This window comes from Pseudoalteromonas denitrificans DSM 6059 (assembly GCF_900112265.1).
Lineage (GTDB): Bacteria > Pseudomonadota > Gammaproteobacteria > Enterobacterales > Alteromonadaceae > Pseudoalteromonas > Pseudoalteromonas denitrificans.
The window spans coordinates 1-17,617 of the sequence record NZ_FOLO01000025.1 but is presented as its reverse complement, the minus strand read 5'-3'; the positions used below and the strand labels follow the sequence as shown (position 1 = coordinate 17,617).

Sequence of the window (17,617 nt, the reverse complement as noted above, 5' to 3'; positions counted from 1 at the left end):
AATCCTTGGTTATACTGTCGTTTATATAAATTATTTAAAGTATTTTGTATTATTTGTACTGCGCGTGATCAAAGCTCAATTTTTCAATACGCGATTGGCTAAAGCCTAAATTACTGTTGTAGCCTAAGCGGATTTCATCTTGACCAATTCGTTTCTCACTGTGTTCTGGTTGTTTTATTTTCACTAAACACTGCCAAGCAATTCCTTGTGGTAAATGGCTTTTCATTAAGGTAGCAAGTTTTTTACTTTTCACTTCAAAAGGTGAAAAATGTTTTGATTCAGTCTGTGTGATCGGGCCTATATGTAATTGAATATCAGCGCCACTCACTAGGACTTGCTCGCCTAAAATAGCTGTTAGACCCAAAATATTTGATTCATCATTTCCTAATATAGAAATTTCATCAAGTGCCATCCAACTTGTGCCTAAATCTTCAACTTTAATACTGGGTTCATGCATTTCAATTCGTAGCATTTGCGCCAAACCAGACGCACTGGTTTGTTTAACACTGGCCACTCCCGTATTGTAAATACGTTCATCATTACCTGATAAAATAGCATTTAGTACTTCATCGTATTGTTTTGCGCCTATGCCTTGAATACATAATTGGTTTTTTTTCCACGCCTGATACATTTGGCAATAAAAGATATGATTAAAAATATCTAAAAAAGCACGGGTACGTTTTCCAGCTGGCGTATTTTGGTCACATTGTTCTAGAACATAATGTGGCATGGGTGAATCTGCACCATATAAACCTAAAAAGTTACTTTTAAGTGATAACACGCCTCTGTCTGTATTATGTAAATCACATGATTTCACTTCAGATGCATTAAAATTTAAAGCATGATTTGGTGAAACCATAATGCGTTCGCTTAATCCTGAGCACATTTCAAGTGGCATAGCCCAGTTTTTTTCTATTGCATACATGGCATTAAATAAACTAAAACACCAAGGTTTAGCGATCAATGCTTCTATTGGCTCTGGTAACTTTGACCAGATAGGCTGCGCTTGCAAATGATCACTCATTAACGGGTCGTTCCTGCAGCTACTTGCCAAATTAATTCGTTATAACTTGGTACACATACAACTTTTGTTTGCACACTTTCATTGATAGGTGCGTACATTAAAAAGAAATGATGTAGCATGTTACAAAAATGATAAACATCTGAGCTACATACAAACTTTTTTTCGTCAATATTAAGAGTCAGCTCAATGCCTTTAATAAAAATACCGCGTTTTATCAAACTAATTGGCTTAGTTGTTATCGATTGAATGCTTTCAATTCTATGCCTGTTTTCAGAGCGTTCTGACCAATCAAATAAATTAAGTATTCGCTTGAGCTCATTAGTCTGTGTAAGCTGCGAAAATTTTAAGTTTAATAAACTTATTAGTTGCCATTGTTTTGATTGTTCAGGATTTTTATAAAAGTTTGATGGCCGTGTCACATTACTTACAGACACAACTTTAGGCATATCTCTGCCAGCTTTAACCAACTCATGCTCTTGAATTAAATGCCTAGGTAAACCCGCATTAAATGCATTAATATCTACAGAGAGTGTTTGTTTTATTATATCTTGTGATACTTGTAAATAATGCACAGGTACAGCAGTGCCTATATCTTTCATCGATAAAGTATATTGATACTTTTCATCATCAAAAACACTCGTATAACGAGAAGTAAATTCAATCATATCGTTTGTGCTTGTATCTCGACCCTGTACAGACTCTACACTGTAGGTATAAATACTCTCTTGATGGTCGTTATCTGCGATAACCAAATACTCAGATTGTTTGTTATCTAAGTTGATGGGCTCTGCACTATGTGAAAATAGATTCACCGCTGGAACGCAGTTAATCAACATATTTTGTGCGCTTAGTTGATTTCCTAAAGGTAATTTAATATTTGATTTGAAAACTAATTCAAAACCATCACAGTTTTCATCAAATGTGATATTTTGCATACCTGTTACATTAACAAAACAAAATCGGTCTTTAGCATTAAAATAATCCAGCAGCATGGCATAACTTGGATGACTTTGTTTTGCATTTGGTAAAATTGCACCATTTTCATCATGATATAATCCCTGGCAACTGTTAACAGGAAGCACTTTGATTAATTCTGTTTGTGGTGCTTTAAACTCTAATTCAATTGCTTGATTCGTATTTGTTAATAAATGAAATAATGTACTTGTTAATGGCGTATCACCACATAGATAAAAGCTTAAATTTGATAAATCATAAGCATGTTTCTCACCGCTACATACCCATTTTAACCCCACTCTCACTTGCGCACCTTGCTGAGTATCTTTATAGGTAACATGACTAACACTAAAGGGGTTTACTTTTATATTTTGAGTTGTTTGAAAATGACACATATTTTTACCGTGCAACTTTTCATTACTCACTTGCATGCCTTTGGAGATTTCTTGGCTTGATTGCATGGCTACTTTTGGTGTGAACTGTAATACGGATGTTGAAGGATAATAGTTCAATAATAGGGGACACAGTTGACGCAAGATCTGCTGAGCCACTTCAGGGATCGCGTTATCTAACCTTTGTTGTACATGCGCAGTGAGATAAGCAACACCTTCAAGTAATCTTTCTATATGGGGGTCTCTGTCTTTTAAAGAGTCTAAATTCAACATGCCTGCATGCTCAGGATAGCTTTTTGCAAACTGCTTTCCCGCTTGTGTTAAAAGTCGCATTTGTGCGTCAAAATACTGGTGCATATTGAAAATACTTCCTAGTTACTATTCGTTTATCTTGTTTTTTGTTCAATTTTGGCTTTGCCAAATGAAGAAAAACGAGTGTCAAAATCAATGCAATAGCCACTGGCTAAATAAGCACGCACATTCAATTTAATCACGCAATTATCTTGGTTAATGTCTACAGGTTGAACGCGTACATCTCGTACTCTTGGCTCATATTTTTCTATTGTTTTTTCAACTTCTTTCGCTAATTTATGTTGCGAATAAGGTAATGCTTCGTACATATCTTCTACATCAGGTAAACCGTAATCATTTAGGTGTTGTAAAACACCGCGTCTTGAATTCAATAACTGATTTAAATGGCGACACACACTATGTACTTCTTTTTTCAAAGCGTCATTATCAATTTTATTTGAAAACTCGGTTGCTAATAAATCAAAAAGCGCCATCTGATAAACCATTCATCCTTTTTAACGAATAAAACGTTAACAACTAAAAAGTAAATGCGTAAAAGATGGGAGAGAATTCTCCCATCTCGATTAACAATACCTAATTAGGAATTATCTACCTTCTGTCCAAGAGTCAGAAAATTCGATATTACCGTCTAGATAAGTCCAAGTAATGCGTTGATAACGCATACAAACAGTTTCAAGATGCGGGTAACGCTCTTTATCCAAATCTTTTACGTTATGCATAGTCGGTGAAATTGAAACAATTTTTACACCTTCTAATTTATGGCTAAAGTACTCTTTTTCAGTACCTGTATCATCAATGCGATACCATTTAAGCTCTAATTGCTTAAGTGTTTGACCATTAGAACACGCTTTATAAAGATAAGGGGTTGAAGCATCAACAGATTTTGTGATCACAAATGGTTCATGTTTACGAGTACCTGTTAGTTCGCCAGTGTCGTTATCTGTCGGAATGCGTAGTTCATGATCAAAATGTAAAATTTCGATTGAACCTTCACGATCTGCTACTGTTACTGATCCTTTGATATCACTACCTTGATCATCTTTTAACCACATGTACGCTGGAATTGCCATTTATTCATTCTCCTTATATTATGAATATAATGTTTCTTTAAAAGTGGCATATACCTGAGAGATCAGGTACCCCAAAAAGCCGTCCGCTTTATGCCGCTGGGGAAACATGTCCCAGGTTGGCTGTAACCAGCCTGGGGCAATTCTTTCTTTTGTTACTGCTATTTTTCGCCAGGCATTTGACCAACGAGTGCTAATCTCACATCTATTCCTTCCACCTGGAAATGTGGCACAATAAATGTGCTAACACGGTAATAACCTGGATTTCCTGGTATTTCAGAAACATCAACAAGTGCATCTTTTAACGGATGTGTTGCTATAAGTTTTTCATCAGGATTATTCATTTTAGTAACTAATGATCCTAACCAGTCATTCAACTGTTGCTCTAGTTCATGACGCGGTTTACTCGAACCAATGTTTTCACGCTGTAATACCTTCATATAATGCGCAATGCGCGATACTAAAAAGATATAAGGTAAACGTGAATTAATACGTGCATTCGCCGTTGCTTCATGTGTTTCTAATACTTGTGGTTTTTGCGTACTATTTGCTGAGAAGAAACATGCAAAATCAGAATTTTTATAATAACTTAAAGGTATAAACCCTTGATTTGCAAAAGCAAGCTCTTTAGTTTCAGATATTAAAACTTCTGTAGGAATTTTAGTTTCAAAGCCTTTACCCGCTTCAAAAGTATGCAAAGGTAAATTTTCAACTTTACCGCCCGATTGTGGGCCACGAATGTTTACCGCCCAACCATTTTCATTAAAGCTTTTCATAATGTTGGCAGCAAAAGCAAATGTGGCATTACCCCAAAGATATTTATCATGATTCTGATCGCTAATATCTTCTTGGTAATTAAAGTTTCTTAAAGGATTATTCTCACCATATGGTAAGCGTAATAAAAATCTAGGGAAAGCTAAGCCTATATAGCGGGAGTCTTCAGACTCTCGGAAATTTTTCCAACGTAAAAATTCAGCTCGTTCCATATATGAACCCATATCTTGAATTTGAGCCACTTCTTCCAAAGACTCCTTCAAGAAAAACTTAGGTCCAACACTGCCTAAAAATGGACAATGTGCCGCTGCAGATACGCGTGATATTTCTTGTAAAAGTGAAATATCCGGTGCGGTACAATCAAATTCAAAATTAGACACAACATTAGAAATTGGCTCTCCACCTGGAGTATCATATTCAGCCGTATAAATATGTTTATATAAGGCTGATTGTGTTGTATCCGGTGCTTCTTCAAAGTCTTCACGTAAAGTTTCTTTATCTACATCTAATAACTCAATTTTAATATTGGCATTATTAGGCGTACGATTAATTAAGTAACGTAATGATGTCCAAGCTGATTCAATTTTTTGGAATTCTTCATGGTGTAAAATACTGTCAAGCTGTGATGATATTACTTGATCTATTTGACCTATGTAACTATCAAGCAAGTTTTTATCAATTCGTTTAACGTCTCTGTCTTTCGCCATATCTAAAAAGACATTAATCGCTGCAGTTAAACGTTCTTCTGAGCTTGTATCAGCTAAATTATTAGCATCTTTAAAATTATCTAAACTTATTTTTTCATCTACTGGTTGAATATCAACTAATTGACATAAGCTCTCATAAGTCGATAGTGAAGCCAGTTGCTCTGTTTTTGCTGCAACATTCAGTTGTTCTTGCATTGACATATTCTGTTTCCTTACTCTTGTATCGCAGCTTCGTTTTGTTCAGACATTAAAGGTGCCAGTTCGTCTAACCTACTTTTTAATTCATCAAGTTCAGGCTGATTTTGTAGCACACGCTCAAGCTCTTTTCTTAATGTTGAGTTATCCAGTAAATTTGATTTCAAATCTTTTAATAAATTGCGCATCGACATTAATTTATTCAATTCAGGTACTTGCGCTGCTACATTTTCAGGGTTAAAAGCCTTAAACGAATCAAATTCAAGACTAACGTCAATATGACCTTTATTGTCAATTTGATTATCTATTTGAAACTGTGCTTTTGGCGTCATATTTTTTAAGACTTGATCAATATTATTTTTACTGATCAAAATACGTTCTCTTTCAGCCAAATCTTCATCATTTTGGCCGTTAGAATAATCGCCCACAACCAACATTTTTAGCGGTAATTCACTTTTTTGTGATGCACCATTTGTTTCAAGTTCAAGTGCAATATTTATTCGAGAGCGTGGGATCTCTTTTTGAAATGTATCTGCCATATTTGTCCCTTAAATTTAATAATTGCACTGACTTAACACATGCAATAGTTCAGATTAAAACCCCTAACTCTTGCTTGGGGTAAATTCACTAACACCAAGCTATTGCTTTAGCTGGATCAAGTACTAACATTTTTTGCTTTAATGTATATATTTCATCGAGATGACTCTCATCACCTAAACTGCTAAAACATTGCACGGCATAACGCCAAACTTGTAATGCGAGCTCAGGTTGCCAAACTGCTAACCTTTGTGTTTCAACTGTTTGTAAGAGCTGAATTAATAATGCCTTTGCAAATTCTGCTTGCTCACATTTTAATAATGTTCTTGCTTGTAATAATTGTGTTTTAGCGCGATCTAATGCGTGATTAGCAGGCAAGGTATTGATCATTTCCATTGCTTGAGTCAATTTATCTGCTTCACACAAATCAAAAATTTCAGATTCAATCTCTTGCCATGGATCAGCTGCACTGTGTTCATCTGAGCTTACATTCGTATTTTTAAATTTCTCTAGCGTTTCTTTATTACCCTGGCTGCAAAAAGGTTTACCTGAGTCATATTTCAAATTAATTAATTGCGGATTAGCTTCAACATGCAAACATATCTGCAATGTTAAGTTATTAACTAATTTATTTTGCCCCATACCTTTAAGTGCTTTTAATGATAGAAACTGTAAATCTAAATTAAAATGCATCGCACCTTCCATAAATAAGGCTTCTGATTTTAAAAATGCCTCAATATAGTGTTCATTTGCTAAAGCATTTTTAATTGGAGCAAATGCTGCATCTCTCGGTTCTGGCAATCGAGTTTTACCTGCTTCATTAGGTGGAATCAAAACACTACCCCAGCGTATTGCTCTTGCAAGTGTTATCATGCGTGCATAATTTTCTTTTTCTTTATCAAAAGAAATCAAAGCACGTGCACTTTCCATAAAACCCGCATCAGAATCTACTGCCGTATTTATAGATGGCGATTGGCTTGTAACCTGAGTTTGAATTGCTGATGCTGCTGGCACTTCAGGCTTAAGTGGCTCAGCGATTTTCTGAACAACTTTTTCAAGTGTTTTTTCAACAGGCACTGCCACCACTGGGTTTTGCTTTATTGTTAAATCAAGCCAGTCATTTATTTTTGATAAGGGGCCCGCGTCACAATCGAGCTTTATAGCACTAATTTGATTATAAGAAATTACTTCTTCATTTAAGCTGAGCCATTGTTCAGGAGACGCATCTTGGCTTAATTCTACCAAGGCTTTAAGTTTATCTTGTTGCTGTATAAACCATTTGTGAACAGACTTTTTCGCCCTATTTTTTACAGGGTAAACATCACTAAAATCGGCTAATAATTTATTAAAAACTAAAAGTGCATGCTGTAACCCAGTCGCACCATATTCATGTGCACTGGCTAAACACAAATAGCTGGCAACTCTTAAGTCTTTCGATTTTTCAGCTAAAAGTTCAGTCGCAACTTCAAACATATATTTATAATCAACATCTGCAACACCTGATGACGAAGCTTTTAAATATTTAAATGACTCTTCATAAAGCTGATCTTCACCACAAGCTGAACCTGTTAAAGGACTTGTTAACTGTATTAGCCATTCATTCCAATCTTTATGTGTATGGTGTGTTTGGTTCATATTGGCTTACACCATTTGCGTAATGCATCAAACATACTCATATTATCAAGTTCAGCTAGGGCCACTGATTGCTCAGAAGCTGTTTTTGTTGCGATTAAATTTTGCAAATCAATTACACCACTGATCTTACTATTAGATAACCAGATGGATGAAAAATATGACGCTGGCACAGGACGAGTGAATATTGTTATTGATGGTGCTGATTGTTCGTCACCTAAATTATAAAAAAACCAAGGTTGCCAATTATGATCAGCAACTATCATAGTGATTAAATGCAACCAAAACGCGCCAATAACGACCCCTTCATGACTAAAAAATGGCATTGGCAGTTTTAAACCAAACTGCGTTCTTAAACAGCCCCTATTTGCCATAGATTTCAATAATAAAGATGACTCTTCAATTAAACTGGCACGTGCTTGAATATCCGATAAACCAATTGCTTGCCAAAACTCAGACATGGGAATTTTTCTAAAACTTTCAATCAGAAAATGCGGTTCAACTGGTACTTTAAGTGCTGTCGCAACTTGATTTAAAGCTGTTGCGTTTTGCTCCATTTCTTTTACATTTACGCCAGAAAAAACCTGATATGTTGTTGCTAAAAAATGTTCAATCGCCTGACTTGCACTTAAAAATAGGCAAGCTGGGTGTGCTTTGTAAACTGTTTGACCACAAGTAACAAAACTACTAAATGGATATTTTCGGCCGCTACTGTCTTCACTTGGCTGAATAACCCCAAGTAGTGCACTATCGTCTTCATTACCTGACATAAAAAATAAACTGGCAGATAAATTAATTTGTGATTTATTTAGACTAAGTTGATCGCGAGAAACATGTGCAAACCCTTCCTGTACCCAATGGTCTAAAGCCACCGCCTCTCTAAAATTAACATTAAGTTTAATAAAGTCAGGCCTTAATTTAGTTTTGCCTAAAAAACCAAAATCGAATTTATGCTGTTTAATTTGGTTTTCTTCTTTGCGTTTAAATAATCCAAACATAGCGGCCTCTATTAAAGCTTTTCTTTTGTTAAAGTGGATACAGAAACTTGCCCAGTATCAAATAAATGCTCAGGTAAAGAAAAACTAGTTAATGTATAACGATTAAAAATGCCATTGTTTCTACTCGATTTAAGCTTGAATTTAACACCAACGGGTTTTTTACTTGACCCATCTTTATTTTGTGCAGCCAGATCCCAAGTAGCACTATATTGTGTACCTTTAACCCAGTTGAACTTTGCTGTATTTAATATTTTGAGTAATGCCCATGGTCCATTTTTTTCTTGAGATAATCGCTCTCCAGAACTATTTACAGCATATAAATTAGCTTTTTCAGTATTGCTTTGACCCGGCCAAGAAAACTTACGCCACTCTTCAGGTTCATTTCTATAACGATATCCTTGATCGCTAAACCCTAAATATGTTTCTCGGATCCCTCTTTGTGGCACTGGCATCATTTGAAATTCAAATCCTGCGGTATCAGAGCCACGGCTGAATAAAGATTTTGATACTCGATAAGCACGATTTATTCCTTTAAGTACGTCAGGTTTAAAACCTATGCCAATGCCATTCCATTGCCTTTCAATCCATTTAGATTTTTTAAGTTTCATGAAAGGTTTCAATTGCTCATCAACAAAGACCCACAATAAACCTGACTGATTATTTAAAAACTCAGATACATCAGACACCGCAGCATCAGGCCCCGACATACTAAAAGGATATTTCCCTCTTATACCTGTGTTATAAAATGCATATACCTGATTACTCCAGTCTTCATTTAATTGCTCTTTTGCCACTGTCATAATGCTTTTAACACCCGCCTTCAGCGGGCTTTTGAGTAGTCCTTCAAGTGCTTTTTTAGTTTCAGGTTCTAGTGCACGAATTTGACTTTCAACAACTATCCATGATGCTTGTAATGCAGAGTTTGAGTCATCGCCTACGAGTAAACTTTGTGCAAAGTCCATGGCTTTACTATTTGCATCACTGTTACCTGCTATTGACTTGAGATCTGAATGAAACGCACTTAATGAACTTAAATATTGTTTTAAAAAGTCAGAGATCTCACTATCACCCTGCACCGGTACTTGAGTAAATCGGCGTAAATCAGCAAATCGAGACTCTAATTCAGGCACTTTTTTGATATTTAATGTTGAGAGTGCTAGACCTTGCGTATTATCAGCAACTAATTTACTGACGCTATCAGACACATTTGCATTACTATATTGAGGTTTATCTGCTAACTGTAAATTAACGTTTATTCCCTTCATTAACTGTGCAAATGGCCCTTGTACAGACGACAATTTAGCTAGAGATAAGCTTGCTTCATTTAAATGATTAAAATCAGCAACTTCTATTGATAATATAAAATTAAACCAATGTTCAGCATACTCTTTAAAATACAGTGAGCGTATCGATCTTGCCAATGCGATGGCTTTATTTTGATCTACCTTGCTTTCACCTTTATCATTCTCACTGCCCATTACCCAGTCGCCAGAACTTGCAAGTGCAGATATACGTTGAATTTCTGGAAATACAAATTCACGCCACCCTTGCTTTGTATAAACATAAGGCACTGTTTCAGACGCTTTCATTATTTTTCTATTTTTTGCTGTTAATAAACTTTTCAGTTTTAAAGATTTTTTCTTAGCCGCTTTACTGGTCATTATTTGTTGATATAAAGGTTCAGGCTCAGGTTGTGTGGCTAAGTCATTACGGGCAATTTCAATTAACTCAGGGTTTTGCTGCCAAAAATCAATTTTCCCTGGAATATTTAACTGTTCACCAAATCGCGAAGTATAAAATGAAACAATAGACTTTAAAGATGTAATATATTGACTTAATTCTGGATCTTTCACATCTACTTGCAGTTTTTGAGTCCAGAAATTCAACAGTATTGAATTAACAAATTCACCTTCTATTTGCTCTGGATTTTTGGCTAACATTAAATGTAATTTTAAAAGCATATAATATTCTTGGCGAAGTTTATTTTTGCTCTCAATCTCATTTGTTGCTTGCCATTTAACAGATAAAGTCTGTAATTTTTCAGATACTTGAGCTTCAAATGGCTTGGTAAATACACTACGCAAAGAGGTAATTAACATAGACTCTATTACATTAAGTGTTTCATCGCCCTCATAAATGCCAAAAATGAAATACCAAGGTAAAGATTCTTCATACGCAGTTAATTTTTCAAAGTGTTCATGAAGTTGGACTAAATCACTTACTTTTTGTTCATAGCTCACACCAGCAACCTGGTTTTCTACAAGTTTATTAACTAAGTTATCTCCTTGAGAAAATAAAATTTGGTTACTTGTATACGAGGTCATTAATAAAGCGAATATTCCAGCGATTGATGCTAAGCCAGCTGAAATACTGATCCCTTTAAACCAACGTTGCACCAAACGTTGTTTACGATTACCGCGTGTTAAATCTTGCAGTTTGAATAAAACATCATTAAACAAAGATTTAATAAAATAACTTTTTGTGATTGTTTCTTGTTTTTGTTCGATAGAAACGCTGTTAAATTCTTCACGCACCCCTGCCATGATCCTTTCTATCGGTGTACCCTCTTGTGTTCCTGAAGTAAAATATACCCCAGCAAACCAAGGTACTTCCTGATATGGGTTTTGTTTAAACAGTAAATTAATAAATTCTGTTAATTTATGAGACGCAGCTTTAAACTGGTTTGGAAAATCAAAAATCAACTGCTTGCGATGTAGATTTCTTTCTCGGGCAATTTTACTCAACCTTTGATCAGATAAACGCTGATATAACTCTTGCATACGTTGTTCAAATAACTGAGCAGAGTCTATAGATTGATCTTCACTTTCATCTAATAGATATGCACCCCAGACTTGTTGACGTTCTTCATCACTTAAATCGTTGAAAAAAGGTTCAAAACCACTGATCAAATCAGTTTTAGTAAATGTAATATATACCGGAAATATCACTCCTAATTTTGCAATAAGCTCTTCGATACGCTCTCGGATCAACTTAACATGCTGGCAGATCGCTTCACTGTCGGATGTTAAAATATCAGAAATGCTAATAGCTACCATTACGCCATTAATAGGGAGTTTAGGTCTGTATTTTTTAAGTAAAGATAAAAAACTTAACCACTCTTCGTTTTCAGACGCTTCAGTAGTGTAACGCCCAGCGGTATCAATCAATACAGCCTGATCTGAAAACCACCAATCACAATTGCGTGTGCCTCCAAAGCCTTGTATATGCATATCGTTGGCATTGGCATAGGGAAAATGCAGTCCAGAATTTGCAAATATAGTACTTTTACCCGTTGCAGATGGCCCGATTATCATATACCAAGGAAGCGCATATAACGCTGTATTTCCACGATAACCAGCACCTAGATGAGACGCTTTTAACGAACTAAGTGCTTCTTGCATTTTTTCTTGTATTTCAGCGACTTCTGACGCAGAACCACCGTTATGGCTTGCAAGTTCTGAGACTAACTTATCGCCCGAACGTTTTGTCCATAACCAACGAATAAAGATAAATAATAAAAAACCTGAAAAAACAACACCCATAGCGATGAATTTCTTTTGTGACGAATCAAGTCCAATTAATTGACCTGCAAACCAAACGATTGTTAAAACAGCTAATAAACCAATCACTTGCCCTGTTGCACGAGATGACATTAAGCCAAATAAAAAATGAACCATTCCACTGGTATTTACACGAGATTGCATAATCTTAAATCCACACTTATAAATTTGCTTTGTCTAACTGAGACACGACTTCAATTTGTTTATCGATATGCTGTTTACTGCTGTTTGCTTGATCACTGATCAAAAAATGAAAACCGACAAACTGCATCACAATCATGCTTAAAATAACGCTAAAAATGACCCAATAAGGAATATTTCTACCAACTTTCATAACAAAATCTTCAGTGGGTATACCGTTAGATGAAAGACGAATATCTGGTGCACCATTGGCGTCTTCAAGTTGAGATCTAATGTCAATAATAAGCGCTTTAAGCTGCTCTAGCCCTTTGACTTTATAGGCCCCCTCAAAACCCAGCTGCAAACATAAATAATATACCTCAAGCACTGAAGCTTTTGATTCTCCGGCTTTTTGTAAGTTGTCTAGGCGTTCAAAAAATTCTTCCCCGGCCCGATTATTACCAAAAAACTCTAATTGTAATGGCCGAGACATCCACTGCATTCTAATTGCATGACCAGAGCTCATGACCATTTCGTCCACTAAGGCTGCAAGCGCAAATTTAGCTTCTTGCATATATGAGGTCGTTATTTGATTTTCATAACAATCTCTTTCATAACTATCAAAGCATGAAATGATTTCAGAACGAAATGCTTCACACGTAATGTCTTTATTTTTACCTAATTTCAGTGCTACTAGTTCACTGATCACAGGAGATATACTTGAAAGCAAAGACCTATGAGACGTATTATCATTTTTAGTTGTCATAATTAATTTCTTTATATCAATAAATTAGTAACGTTCTACTGAAACAATTTCTAAATTTGCGGCTTGTAAACTAAAGGGCAAAAAGATACTTAAACTGAGTTCTTCTAATACTTGCTTCCAGAAGTAACCACTTGGTACTACTTTAAAATATTCATATCCACTTTTTATAACAAGCTTGTTAGGCGGTCTTTGATTATGGATGACTTGAACACCATCAAGTGCAGAGCCAACTATCATTTCAATATGCTGGGTTGAACCTACTTTTACTTGCTCAGAAAAAGTTTCAATCCATTTGGTATTATCAGCATTGAAGTCAACTGCAATATATAGGTCAGAACTTTCAAGAATACAGGGCTCTATTGTTGAAACTTCATAAATTGCAGGTGAGTTTTTAACTAATTTAAGACCTGCAGATTGCTTAGGCACAACACCTTCAAGTAATTCTTTTATCAAGGATTCAAATTGTTGAAAAACACTAAATAAATTGATGTGATCATAAACGGGTAATTTATCAATCAAATCACTATGTTCGAATAATGATGCTTTACTTACTAAATCAAGAAGTTCGCAATACAAACGCTCAGGGTGAATTAGAGGCATTTTATTAATATGTTCTAATTTTTTTGCAACAGGTAGTAATGAATTCAATAATAAAAATGTGTTCATTTCATTTGGCCCCAGTTCAACCATAGCGCCCGCGCTTTGCCTTCTGCTGAGTAATACATTTACTTTAGCAGTCATGAGTGTTGCTGTACGACTTAACAATTCAACTAAAAACGCGTTGGCTTTAATATTTAACAAAGGAGGTATATAAGCTTTATTGATTTCAAAATATCCATTCACTCCACGTGTGAGTGATACCATATTGATAACATCAAAATGCGTTTTAATGTCAGAATCTTTTAATAAAAAGAGGTTCGGTTGTGCAAACATCACCTCTCTGATCCGAGATTGATCATGCTGATCAGGAACGTTTTCATAATCAGATCTAAAAGCACTCAGTTGCCCAGTAACTTGATAACCTTCAATATTTTCAACACTATCATTTGAAGCAATCGCTAAATATATTGATGTTTCATTTTGATCTATTGGTAACTCTAACTTTAATTCATTATTATGAGAGCGATTAAATTCAATAAATCGACCATTCTCTAATATAGCTGTTAAACGATTAATATTTAAAATACCCGATGCAAGCGCAATAGGGTCTATCTCTATATTTTGAAAACCAAAATTATAAGCTTGGGTTAAATCAGCACGTTTCACATGCAATGATTCATTGTATTTATCAAATGCTTGGAAGTGCTGCTGGCCTAATAATACGCCTTCAGCCCAAACTGGTTTTTTAGTTTCCAACGTTTTCATTATTGTGTAACTTCCACACCAGGTAACTGAACAGAATTACTTGAAATAAGCACTTCTAGGGAAGTTGATAATTTTACCGAACCTGAATTTAAGTCATGAAAGGTGCGCCATTTATTATCAGAACGGTCTCTGAAAAGGGCAACCAAAGCGACAAAACGGGCATTTTCATCTTGTTCAAATTCAATATTTAGTTTTTCAGATGGGTTTACGGTACGCTCCTCTACCGTCAATAGTGAATTTGCCAGAACTGATTTATCTGATTTCCATAATTGTTCAAAACTTGCATTTTTAAATGCCTGGATATCTGATAACTGGTAAATTTTTAATACCACGGGTAAAGCTTCTTCAAATTGATTTAGGTTCAGGTTGTCGGTTGCCTCTACTTTTAAATTCACTTTGGTCGTCATACAACCAAACAACAAAAATCCAAAGCCAATTAAGACTATTTTTTTACTCAAATTTAGCATTTTTCAGGTCTCATTTTAAAAAAACATTTTCAATAACAGGGGTAATTATTTGGTTAAATCTTTTGTTTGCATTATGTGTCAATTCATTCGGTCTATTCAAAATACGATTGAATATATTTTGAGCTGGTTTTTCTTTTAATGTTTCTAATACAAGTTCATCCATCAAATAGATAAGTTTGTGATTTAATTGTGACAACTCATTCAAATATGCACTGAGTTCCACTACCAAAAATGAAGAATTGTCTTGTAAATTCATATAATCTTTTTGTAAAAAAAGATGAAAAACCTCAACACTATTGTGGCTAAAAACGCGATGGTAAGCCAAACCGATTTGATCAAGTAAATTTTTGATAATAAGGCTTTGTTCTGAAGCAAACTGCAATAATTCGTCTTCAATACTCACAGAATATGCTGTTTGTTTTTGTATTTTGTAACATTCCATGTAAAAAATCCGGTGGTTTTAAGTTCCTGATACTAAAGTATTAATTTTGCTAAGTACCTCATTCCTATATTATTCTAGCCATTTATTTTTATTAACGTCAAGATAAATGTTTCAAAATATTAATCGTTTTAAAATTATTTTTTTAAATGTAAATGCTACTTGTTTATGAATGACATTAGGGTACAATGCCGAACATTATTTGCGCAACTTGACACAGGGATATGTCTAAAAACATCATCAATATCACTTACAATAATTTAACATTTAAAGTTATTAAGTTAGTCGGCAATGAATATCTCAGTAATCATTTTGAATTTAATGTCACAATTGAAACAGAGTCTGAAAATCTGATAAAAAGTGGCCTAGCACAAACTGTAAAAATACAATTTATTTCTGTTGATGGTCATACGCGCGAACACACCAGCTGTTTATTTTCCATTCAAAACTTAGGGTGCTTTAGTGACAGATATCGCTATATTTTAACCTTAAAACCACGTATAGAAATCTTAAATCAACAACAACATTCTAGAATTTTGATTGATACCAATGTAAAACAAATTATTAACAACTTGATGGTTGAGGCAGGCTATAACAAAGACCAAATTGAGTGGCGAGTATCGCAATCTTTTGACAATATTCCTCAATTTATACAAGCACAAGAAAATAATTTTCAATTGTTACAGCGTTTATTACACCAATTTGGATTGTTTTATTGGAGTGAACCTAAAAATAATACTGAAATAGTTGTCTTTACTGATAATAATTTACACAGTCCTTATTTAGAACGTGGCTTAGTAGAAGTTATCAATGCCGATGGTATGAACCGAGAGTATGTTAACCAATTTGTAGGGTTTAACGCCATTAATGTGACTCATAATGTTGTATTTGGCTCTGCAGACTCTCATGTTCATTCACATCCTCCTCATGCAAATAAACAAAAATGTGAGCAACAGTTTTTTGAACCATGTGCTAATAATACAGCGCAACAAAATAACTTTTCGCAAATACAATCTCAAGCAAATTTACAAAATGAAAAAGTGATTATACTCACAGGCAATATTCCTGATGTATTTGCTGGTTGTTCTATTTCACTTGATGATACAACCCATGCAAGTGGTAGCGGGGATTACTTATGCATTGCAGTAAAACACCATTTAATTCAGGTAAATGATGAAAGTACGCATAACGGTAATAATGAATATCACTGTATTGCTACATTTATCCCCAGAGGCACACCTTTTAAAGTGGTTGCGCCAGAACAATTTGACAAACCTATGGTATTTCCAGCAACAGTAGAATCTTTATCCGGTTCAGCTCAGCTAAATGATCAAGGTGAATATAATGTCAGATTAGCCTTTGATACCACAGCGCGGCCACAAACAAGTGCAAGTTCACCACTTAAAAAGCTCGCATTATATGCTTGTGCTAATCAAAATCAGGCTACGGGTTGGCACTTCCCTTTAATAAAAGACGCTAAAGTGCTCATAGGCTGTATTAATAACGACCCGAGCAATGCCTTTATTTTAGGATTTGCCCTAAATGACAACCAAACCTCAGTAGTTGATGAAAATAACCCATACCACAATCGTTTGTTAACTTTAGCGGGCAATGAATTATTACTGGATGACAGCCCTAGAAAAGCCAAAGTCGTTTTACATACTTTAGGGCAAGCCCATTATATAGAGCTAAATGCGTCGCAAGGTGATCAGTTTGTAAAATGGATTTCAAATTATGGTGCGATTAATTTCTATTCGGGTAAAAACCTTAGTATCGGTAATACAGAGCCGATGGATATTAGTTTCATTTTAAAAAATAACATGTTCATAGACATTAATAAAAAATATAATGTCACCACTAATAATCAATCAATTCAATATCAAAGCGCGGGCAGTATTGATGCTAAAGGCAATACTATTCAACTCAATTCAGAACAAGAGGCATCATTATTATCTGGTAGAACGCTTAAAGCCACAGCACAAAGTGAAATAAAAATTAATAGCGATAACGCCAATATAAATATCAATGTGCCCGCAGGTTCAACCTTTATACAAGCCGATAATAATATAAATATTAAAGGTGATGGTAGCGGGGATATTATCATTCACAATAAAGGCGCACAGATAAAACTTAGTGCCAGTGGCGATGTTGATATTATCGCAACCGATGTATTAACCCTTAATGGCGCTATGACCACTTTTGATGGGCCTGTGAGTTATGACATAACAAGCCCAGAATCTGCCAGTGAACCAAGTGTACTTAATCAAACCACTATTGCCCGCAGTCCTAACCTTGATGTTTCAAGCCA

General features: G+C 35.1%; 14 protein-coding genes. 1 reads left to right on the top strand and 13 read right to left on the bottom strand.

All coding sequences use genetic code 11. The annotated features are described in order from the left end of the window. Nucleotides 1–49 precede the first annotated feature (49 nt). The 13 genes from BM088_RS15060 to BM088_RS15000 form a co-directional block, all read right to left on the bottom strand. The gene (locus tag BM088_RS15060) at nucleotides 50–1,024 is read right to left on the bottom strand and encodes a type VI secretion system baseplate subunit TssG (RefSeq protein WP_091985872.1); all 975 of its coding nucleotides are present in this window, start codon (nucleotides 1,022–1,024) and stop codon (nucleotides 50–52) included. Next, nucleotides 1,024–2,727 (bottom strand): type VI secretion system baseplate subunit TssF, encoded by a 1,704-nt coding sequence (gene tssF / locus BM088_RS15055; protein WP_091985869.1) that lies wholly within the window; start codon nucleotides 2,725–2,727, stop codon nucleotides 1,024–1,026. Before tssF ends, BM088_RS15060 begins: the two co-directional genes overlap by 1 nt. Nucleotides 2,728–2,756: 29 nt before the next feature. Next, on the bottom strand, nucleotides 2,757–3,155 hold the full coding sequence (tssE, locus tag BM088_RS15050; protein ID WP_091985974.1) for a type VI secretion system baseplate subunit TssE: 399 nt from the start codon (nucleotides 3,153–3,155) through the stop codon (nucleotides 2,757–2,759). Between the two features lie 111 nt (nucleotides 3,156–3,266). After that, on the bottom strand, nucleotides 3,267–3,752 hold the full coding sequence (locus tag BM088_RS15045) for an Hcp family type VI secretion system effector (RefSeq protein WP_091985864.1): 486 nt from the start codon (nucleotides 3,750–3,752) through the stop codon (nucleotides 3,267–3,269). Nucleotides 3,753–3,910: 158 nt separating this feature from the next. Next, on the bottom strand, nucleotides 3,911–5,431 hold the full coding sequence (tssC, locus tag BM088_RS15040; protein ID WP_091985861.1) for a type VI secretion system contractile sheath large subunit: 1,521 nt from the start codon (nucleotides 5,429–5,431) through the stop codon (nucleotides 3,911–3,913). Nucleotides 5,432–5,442: 11 nt separating this feature from the next. Continuing rightward, nucleotides 5,443–5,964 (bottom strand): type VI secretion system contractile sheath small subunit, encoded by a 522-nt coding sequence (gene tssB, locus BM088_RS15035; RefSeq protein ID WP_091985858.1) that lies wholly within the window; start codon nucleotides 5,962–5,964, stop codon nucleotides 5,443–5,445. An 88-nt stretch (nucleotides 5,965–6,052) separates the two neighbouring features. Further along, a complete protein-coding gene (locus BM088_RS15030) occupies nucleotides 6,053–7,597 on the bottom strand; it encodes a TssA family type VI secretion system protein (RefSeq protein WP_091985854.1) in 1,545 nt (514 codons plus the stop codon). After that, the gene (tagF, locus tag BM088_RS15025; RefSeq protein WP_091985849.1) at nucleotides 7,594–8,592 is read right to left on the bottom strand and encodes a type VI secretion system-associated protein TagF; all 999 of its coding nucleotides are present in this window, start codon (nucleotides 8,590–8,592) and stop codon (nucleotides 7,594–7,596) included. Before tagF ends, BM088_RS15030 begins: the two co-directional genes overlap by 4 nt. An 11-nt stretch (nucleotides 8,593–8,603) precedes the next feature. Then, on the bottom strand, nucleotides 8,604–12,296 hold the full coding sequence (gene tssM, locus BM088_RS15020; protein ID WP_091985845.1) for a type VI secretion system membrane subunit TssM: 3,693 nt from the start codon (nucleotides 12,294–12,296) through the stop codon (nucleotides 8,604–8,606). Nucleotides 12,297–12,312: 16 nt separating this feature from the next. Next, complete coding sequence (icmH, locus tag BM088_RS15015; RefSeq protein ID WP_091985842.1) at nucleotides 12,313–13,038, bottom strand: type IVB secretion system protein IcmH/DotU; 726 nt, start codon at nucleotides 13,036–13,038, stop codon at nucleotides 12,313–12,315. 24 nt (nucleotides 13,039–13,062) lie between these two features. Then, nucleotides 13,063–14,403 carry a type VI secretion system baseplate subunit TssK gene (gene tssK / locus BM088_RS15010; protein ID WP_091985837.1) on the bottom strand — a complete coding sequence of 447 codons (1,341 nt, stop codon included), beginning with the start codon at nucleotides 14,401–14,403 and terminating at the stop codon, nucleotides 13,063–13,065. Continuing rightward, nucleotides 14,403–14,870 (bottom strand): type VI secretion system lipoprotein TssJ, encoded by a 468-nt coding sequence (gene tssJ, locus BM088_RS15005; RefSeq protein WP_091985833.1) that lies wholly within the window; start codon nucleotides 14,868–14,870, stop codon nucleotides 14,403–14,405. Before tssJ ends, tssK begins: the two co-directional genes overlap by 1 nt. A gap of 10 nt (nucleotides 14,871–14,880) precedes the next feature. Continuing rightward, a complete protein-coding gene (locus BM088_RS15000) occupies nucleotides 14,881–15,273 on the bottom strand; it encodes a hypothetical protein (protein ID WP_143085087.1) in 393 nt (130 codons plus the stop codon). Nucleotides 15,274–15,533: 260 nt separating this feature from the next. On the opposite strand from BM088_RS15000, the gene BM088_RS14995 reads away from it, so the two are divergent. Beyond that, nucleotides 15,534–17,617: contractile injection system protein, VgrG/Pvc8 family (locus BM088_RS14995; protein WP_281247166.1), on the top strand; the 2,084-nt coding region annotated here is incomplete at its 3' end.